This is a genomic window from Desulfosarcina sp., assembly GCF_041551955.1.
GTDB lineage: Bacteria > Desulfobacterota > Desulfobacteria > Desulfobacterales > Desulfosarcinaceae > Desulfosarcina.
Genome location: NZ_JBFELV010000264.1, coordinates 1 through 7,126, shown reverse-complemented (window position 1 = coordinate 7,126; position 7,126 = coordinate 1). Strand labels below are relative to the sequence as shown.

Here is a 7,126-nt window from a genome sequence, read left to right as displayed (position 1 = left end):
TCCCATCGTGGCGGAGCGCTTCAAGGGCCGGGTGAACCTGCCCGGGCCGCTGGCCATCCTCAATGGACCGGTTGACGGGCTGCTCAAACTGGCCGACACCGTCCTGCCACGGATCATGTGGTTTTTCATCATTGCCGGGGTGGTGCTTTCCTGCATGCATCAGTCCAGCCTGGGGTCGCTGATGCTGATCGCCCCCACCAAACTGCACCCGCTGTGGTACACGCCCATGCTGCCGCTGCTGTTTCTGGTCTCGGCCATCGCCGTGGGCTATCCCATGGTGGTGTTTGAAGCGACCCTGGCCACCACATCGCTGAAGCTGGACGGGGAGATGAAAATCCTCACCCCGCTGACCCGCATCACCATTTTTTTGCTGGGGCTCTACCTGGCGCTGAAAGTGGGCGACATGGTGGTTCGCGGCACCTATGTGTATTTGCTGGACGGCACCGCCCAGACCAATGCCTTCATCATTGAAGTGCTTTTCGGGGTGATCGTGCCCTGGCTGATGCTGCTGTCCCCGAAGGTGCGCCGGTCCCGCCAGGCATTGTTCATTGCCTGCGCGATGATCGTGGGCGGCGTGCTGATCAACCGGATCAACGTGTTTGTCGTGGGATATCGCCCCCCCATCAGCGAAGCCAATTATTTTCCGGCCATCGGCGAATTGTTGGTCACCGTTGGGCTGATCGCGGCGCTGATGTTCATTTATCGGTTCATCGTGACCTATTTGCCGGTGCTCAACAAACCGGAACAGGAGGTGTCTGCATGACCAGAACAGGACCGGGTGTTCTATTGATCGTCACTGCCGCCTTGACCGGGATGCTTTGCTGCCGCCCGGCCTTGGCGGCCAACCCGTCGCCGGATGAAGCGTCACCGCCGGCAACGGTGGTTTGGACCGCGCCCGATCAGGAGGCGGCCAAAAAACGGGCCGAGGAGGTGGTGTCCTTCGTCGAAGCCGTCATGGATGAATGCCAGTTGTGTCGGCAGCAGCGACTGCGGGACCAGGGGCTCGGCGTCAAGGACCAGTCGGAAAGCTATTTTTTGCTGGACAGCCCCATCATCCGTAAAATGGAGGATCACTACGGGCCGGTGCGTTTCATGCACGCCAAACATGCCGTTGTCACCAAAGATTGCGCCCTATGCCACCACCTGCGCCCACTGGATGAAACGGCTGCGGAAACCACCCGTTGCTCTGCTTGTCACCAGAAGCCTTTTCAAAAGGATCACCCCGAGCGTCTGGGCCTGAAGGCGGCCTATCATCAGCAGTGCATGGGTTGTCATCAAAAAATGGACAAGGGCCCCATCGACTGCGGTGGCTGTCACCGCAAGAATGTGCCCGACCATAAAGATCATATTCAACTGGCGGCCAACCCGGAGCCCTCCCAGGTCACCAGCGAATGCCTGCGTTGTCACCAACCGGCCGGCGAGGACATGCTTAAGTCGGCCCACTGGTTGTTGAAAGGGCCTTCACCGTTCACATTGGGCCACCAAAAAAATGTCGAACTTGGCAAAGCCACCATTGCCACGAACAATTTCTGAATGAGCATGGCTAGCAACGAGGCTCGTTGCACCAGCTGTCACGCCGGCTATGGATGGAAAGACGACACGTTTGACTTTAACGATATGACCAAGATCGACTGCCTGGTGTGCCATGATCGCACTGGCACCTACAAGAAAACACCGACAGCCGCCGGCATGCCCGATCCCGACGTGGATCTGGTGGCGGTGGCCAAAAGCGTGGGGCCCACATCCCGCAAAACCTGTGGGGATTGTCACTTCAATGGCGGGGGCGGCGAAGCGGTCAAGCACGCCGATCTTTCCCGCCAGCTCCTAAAGCCGGATCGCAATTGCGATGTACACATGGGCGGTTATGACTTTCAGTGTTCCGAGTGTCACCGCACACGCAACCATAAAATCGCCGGCCGCAGCTCTTCGGCTCCCGTGGTCGAAGGCAGCTTTTCTTGCGAGTCCTGCCACACGAACACGCCCCACCATGGGGACGGCCTCCTGGCTCATCATCTGAACAAGCACGGCAACAACATCGCCTGTACCACGTGTCACGCCCCGGTATATGCCAAGTGCAAACCCACCAAGGTCTTTTGGGACTGGTCCAAGGCCGGCGATAAAAAGCGCCAGCCGAAAAAGGACAAGCACGGCATGCCCGATTACGACCCGAAAAAAGGTGAGTTTGTCTGGAAAGAGTCTGCCAAACCGACCTATGCCTGGTACGGCGGCTTCATGAAGCGCGTTTTCTTAGGGGACCGGCTGGATTGGACCCAAGGCGAGATCAGTATTGCCGAACCCGTGGGCTCCATCAACGACCCCAACTCCAAAATCTCGCCCTTCAAGATCATGCAGGGAGTTCAGGCCGCTGACGCTGAACACAAATACCTGCTTGTTCCGCATCTGTTTCCCAGGAACAAGGAGGACAAAACGGCTTACTGGAAACACTTCGACTGGCAAAAGAGCTTCGCGGACGGCATGCAAGCTGCCGGTATGAAATACAGCGGCAAGTACGAATGGATTACCACCAATATGTACTGGGGGGTCGAACACGAGGTCATGCCGGCAGAATCGGCGCTTTCCTGCGTGCAGTGTCACGAAAGTCTCAAGGGTGAGCGCACCTGCAACCGCTGCCACCAGGACAGCCGCGACGTGGATTTTAAATCCATCGCCCACAAAGGAACCGATTTCTCATACATGGCGGCAAGGGGGCGCGATGTAAGCCATCTGGTGGGCACCACGGACTATATCGACTTCAAGGCCTTGGGTTATAAGGGCGACCCGATCGTCACCGGCGGCCGATTCAAGCGGCTGCCCATGGGCTATAAAGCCGAAAAGTAACCCGGCGACGACCTGAACCGATTGCCCGGCCATCCTCCCGTCTTTCTATGAGCCAGGGGTGGGTGTCCGGGCAATTTTAGGCTTGTCAGTGGATGTCGTTTTGTCGTTTGACATCCGGGTTAAACACGGCTAAAAAAGAGCATATTCCCATAAAAACCATCAACGAAAGGAGAGACCTATGGCAGAGGAGCTGCCGGTCGGGTGCGCCCGACCCACTGGAGGACCGGTTGGAGAGGCGGTCCCGGAGACCGCCAAGGAGACAACTGCACCAATCAAGGAGGAGATGCAAATGATTCATGTGGGCGAAAAAGCACCGGACTTTGTGGCACCGGGATATCAAAAAGGGAAATTCATTAACGTCAAACTGTCCGACTATCTGGGCAAATGGGTCTTGCTTTGCTTTTACCCCGGCGATTTTACCTTTGTATGAGCGACCGAGATTTCGGCGGTCGCCGAAAAATACCCTGAATTTCAGAAACTGGGCGTGGAGTTGCTTTCCATGAGTATCGACAGCATGTTCGTTCACAAGATGTGGGACGACCACGAATTAAGCAAAATGGTCGAAGGCGGCGTCCCCTTTCCCATGTTGTCCGATGCGGGCGGCAAAGTGGGGAAATTGTTCGGGGTGTATAACGAGGGTGCCGGTGTGGAAAACCGGGGCCGCTTCATTATCGATCCGGATGGCGTGGTCCAGGGCTACGAGGTGCTGACACCACCGGTGGGCCGCAACGTCCAGGAATCCCTACGGCAGGTTCAGGCCTTTCAGCTGGTCAGAAAAACCAAAGGCGCCGAAGCCACGCCGTCCGGCTGGCGGCCCGGGAAACTGACCCTCAAACCAGGTCCGGATCTGGTCGGCAACGTCTGGAAGGAGTGGAAAACCAGTATGGCGTTCGACTAGAAGTTAGAAAAAAAGGAGTCTTGCATGTATTTCAATCAAATTGCCGTACCCGGCTTAGGTTGTCTCTCCTATGTCATTGGCTGCCCGCGTGCCAAGACCATGGCCGTCGTCGATCCGAAACGCGATGTGCAGGACTATCTGACCATCGCCCGGGAAGAGGGGATGCAGATCACCCATGTCATCAATACCCATGTTCACGCCGATCACGTCAGTGGAGACCAGGAACTGCGGCTGGCCACGGGTGCCGATATTTACATCCACGAGAGTGCACCGGTGGAATATCGGCACAAGGATCTCAAGGAAGGGGATGTGTTCGAGCTCGGGGCGGCAAAAATCGAAGTCCTGCATACCCCAGGACACACACCCAACGCCGTCTCACTGCTGGTCACCGATAAAGCGAGGTCCGAGGAGCCCCAGATGTTGCTGACCGGCGACTTGCTCTTCGTCGGCGACATCGGCCGGCCGGATCTGCCCGGCGCGGAAATCCTCGACGAGCAGGTCGAGAATCTATACAACAGCCTGTACCTCAAACTGGCCGACTTCCCGGACCACCTGGAGGTTTTCCCTGCCCATGGAGAGGGATCCCTTTGCGGTCGGGGCATGAGCGCCAAGAAAAGTTCGACGCTCGGCTACGAACGACGGGCCAACCCCATGCTGCAGTTCGCGTCGTTCGAGGCCTTCAAAAAGGATGTCATGTCGGCCTTTCCGGTCCGGCCGAAAAGTTTTTCACACATTATCCAGACCAACCTCAACGGGGCGGCCACCCTGGACGCCTGTCCGATTGACAAAAGCCTGACCCCCAAGCAGTTCGAAGAGATGGTTGCCGACGGGGCAACCATCATCGATGCCCGCGATTCAGCCGCCTTCGGCGGCTTCCATATCCCCGGCAGCATCAATATTGGATTCGAAAAACAATTGGCCAACTGGGTCGGCATGGTGGTGGACCCCGAGGCGGAACTTCTGTTGGTGGTGGATGACCGCGAGGATTACGATCGCATGGTCACCGAATTGCATCGCATCGGGTACGATTTGATTTTCGGCTATCTTTCCGGCGGGATCATGGCCTGGTTGATGAGTGGACGCTCCGTGGACCAGCTGGAGCAGATTTCATCCCAGCAGCTGGCCGCACGTCTGGAAGAGAGCCATGTCCGCATCATCGATGTGCGCACACCGGCCGAATGGAGCGCCAGCCGGATCAATTGGGCGGAGCATTTGCCCCTGTCCGACATTCTCGTCGGCCAATTGCCCGATGCCCAAAAGGATGAAGAGATGGTGCTGCAGTGCGGCAGCGGGTACCGGTCTAACATCGCCGCCAGCATCCTGCGCCAGGCGGGCTACTCGCGTGTCAAGTCCCTGGCCGGCGGCATTTTCGCCTGGTCGAATGCGGGCCTTCCCTTGGTTGCATAGTAAAGGGGTGCCATCACGGTGCAATATTCACATGAAGGTTGTTGCCGCCTTGGCACCGATGCCTCATGGCGCCAAGGGCTAGCGAGCGCAACCCATGCGCGTTGCATCATAGCGGTTTGGCCAGCGTTTTTATTATTTCGTATAGATCCGTGGGGCCAATACCCTTGTCGGCAGCGATTTGTTTGAACGACATGTCGGCTGAAGCGGCGATTTCCTGCGCATTCAGATCGCGGAGGATTTGTTTGAGGTTCAGGTTGTAGCGGGCGCAGAAATCGGCCAGCAGAAGCGTGCCTGTTCCCGGCGGAGGGGACTCGGGAAGCATCCCGGCGCCGGCATCATCGTCAGCCGTTTTTATCAGTGCCGTCTGAATGGTCTGGTAAAGTTGCTGGGGTGGAACCCCGTAGCGTTTGGCCAGTGCCGCCAGGGTCACCTGATCGTTTTCGGCCGTGTAGCCGGCCAATTCGAGCAGGTGCATGCTTTTGGCAAGATCCAGATCCAGTTTCTGGGTGAACGTCTTCAGCGATGACAGTTCGGCATGTCCGTAAGGGGGCTCGCCGTATTTCACCGCGCCGCCGTCTTTGATTTGCTCACTCCATGTGATCACCCAGCTGAAGGGCGGGACCATAAAATAGGTGCCCAGGGCAACAATCACCGTGATGATCAGCGCGACGTTGAAATCAGGGGTGAACACCTTCATCTGGCGCGCCCTGTCCTTGAGGTAAGCGGTGATCGCTTTCCAGTTGTAGTAGATGTGTAAACCCAGGGCGGCAAGGAAAACAAAACCCATATTGATATGAATGTTTCCCCAATCGGTCTTGGATAACCCCCACAACCGCCAATCCGCCCAGTAGGCCACCCGCCCCTGAGGTACGATGTACAGAATCACACTGGTCAGGAGCATCAGAAGAAAGGAAAGCCCGGCAGTCAAGGAAGTTATTTTTCGCATTTTCATTTTGGTTCTATTGCCCTCTGTAAGGTTCGTTTTGACTGTCCAATCGGTAAATCGATAATGACTGCGTCGCACGGTGCCGTCGATAATGAGCGCCGCCAACGGCAATGGTTACATTCACCACAGCCGTCAAAGGGGACGCGGTGGTGGTCTATGATGGGGGTGGTTTGGTTGTCTTGCCTTCGTCGAGCAGGTCCTTCATCTTTTGATAGTCGATGGCATTTTGTATGGCCACGCCGCCTTGCTCGGCAACGGTCATGGCAAAGTTGATATCGGCGCTGGAGAAAAATCGAACGTCAGCGGCGAGCAACCGCAGCATGCCAATGATTTCTCCATGAACGGAAATGGGCACGGCCAAAATACTGCCGACCCCTTCGTTTGCCGCTTCCTTGTGATAAAGGGTATGGACGTCTGTGGTGGCGTCCGGGATGACCACCGGTTCACCATTGAGGATGAAATAGGTGGCCAGTTCGTCGTCCAGCGGTCCCCGTTCCAGGTAGTGCCGGCTCAACCCGAAAGCGGCCTTGAGTTCCATGTGCCCTTTGGTCGATTCGATGAGGCGGATCGTGCATGCTTTCAGGTTCATCACTTCGGGCAGCCTGGAGACAATTCGGTCGAGAACCGTGTCCAATTCCCGGGTTTCCCCGATGAGCCGTCCGATTTCACCAACCGCTTTGAAGTAGTTCAACTGCCGTTGCTGCTCGTCATAGATCCGCGCATTTTCGATGGCGATGCCGCATTGCTCCGCCAGGGCGGCGACGAATTCGATCTCCAATGAATTGAATTCCCGCCGGGTGCGGCTGAGCAGCCGAAGGATGCCGGTGATTTTTCCGCGGATGGGAATTGGTGCCACCAGTATGCTCTGGATGCCTTCCTGGCGCGCAGCCTCGGGATAATCGATACGCGAATCATTGGCCGCATCGCGGATGGCGATCGAGGTTCCTTCCAGGGCCGATAAGACGCTTTCCTCCGCGTCGACAGGCCCGCGGCTCAGGTAGGTCTCGCTCAATCCAGAGGCGGCCTGCAATACCAGC

Annotated in this window: 6 protein-coding genes; 4 read left to right on the top strand and 2 right to left on the bottom strand. The window is 57.1% G+C overall.

The window, feature by feature from the left end; all coding sequences use genetic code 11:
• From nrfD to ABYV26_RS17275, 4 genes are all read left to right on the top strand, one after another.
• Window positions 1–763 (top strand): NrfD/PsrC family molybdoenzyme membrane anchor subunit (gene nrfD / locus ABYV26_RS17290; protein WP_372682604.1); only part of this gene is annotated, 763 nt, incomplete at its 5' end.
• Window positions 760–2,838, top strand: coding sequence for a tetrathionate reductase family octaheme c-type cytochrome (locus tag ABYV26_RS17285; RefSeq protein WP_372682603.1), 2,079 nt, complete (start codon window positions 760–762; stop codon window positions 2,836–2,838). The genes nrfD and ABYV26_RS17285, both read left to right, overlap by 4 nt.
• Window positions 2,839–3,016: 178 nt before the next feature.
• Window positions 3,017–3,736 carry a thioredoxin-dependent peroxiredoxin gene (prxU, locus tag ABYV26_RS17280; RefSeq protein ID WP_372682602.1) on the top strand — a complete coding sequence of 240 codons (720 nt, stop codon included), beginning with the start codon at window positions 3,017–3,019 and terminating at the stop codon, window positions 3,734–3,736.
• A 24-nt stretch (window positions 3,737–3,760) separates the two neighbouring features.
• Window positions 3,761–5,143, top strand: coding sequence for a rhodanese-like domain-containing protein (locus ABYV26_RS17275; RefSeq protein WP_372682601.1), 1,383 nt, complete (start codon window positions 3,761–3,763; stop codon window positions 5,141–5,143).
• Between the two features lie 106 nt (window positions 5,144–5,249).
• Here the strand turns inward: ABYV26_RS17275 and ABYV26_RS17270 are convergent, their stop codons facing one another.
• Window positions 5,250–6,089, bottom strand: a complete 840-nt coding sequence (locus tag ABYV26_RS17270; RefSeq protein WP_372682600.1) for a DUF4405 domain-containing protein — start codon at window positions 6,087–6,089, stop codon at window positions 5,250–5,252.
• A gap of 154 nt (window positions 6,090–6,243) precedes the next feature.
• Window positions 6,244–7,126 (bottom strand): GAF domain-containing protein (locus tag ABYV26_RS17265; protein WP_372682599.1); only part of this gene is annotated, 883 nt, incomplete at its 5' end.

Excerpts from the sequence above, each read along its gene's own strand:
- ABYV26_RS17275 (WP_372682601.1), top strand. The coding sequence starts at position 3,761 with ATGTATTTCAATCAAATTGCCGTACCCGGCTTAGGTTGTCTCTCCTAT.
- ABYV26_RS17270 (WP_372682600.1), bottom strand. The coding sequence starts at position 6,089 with ATGCGAAAAATAACTTCCTTGACTGCCGGGCTTTCCTTTCTTCTGATG.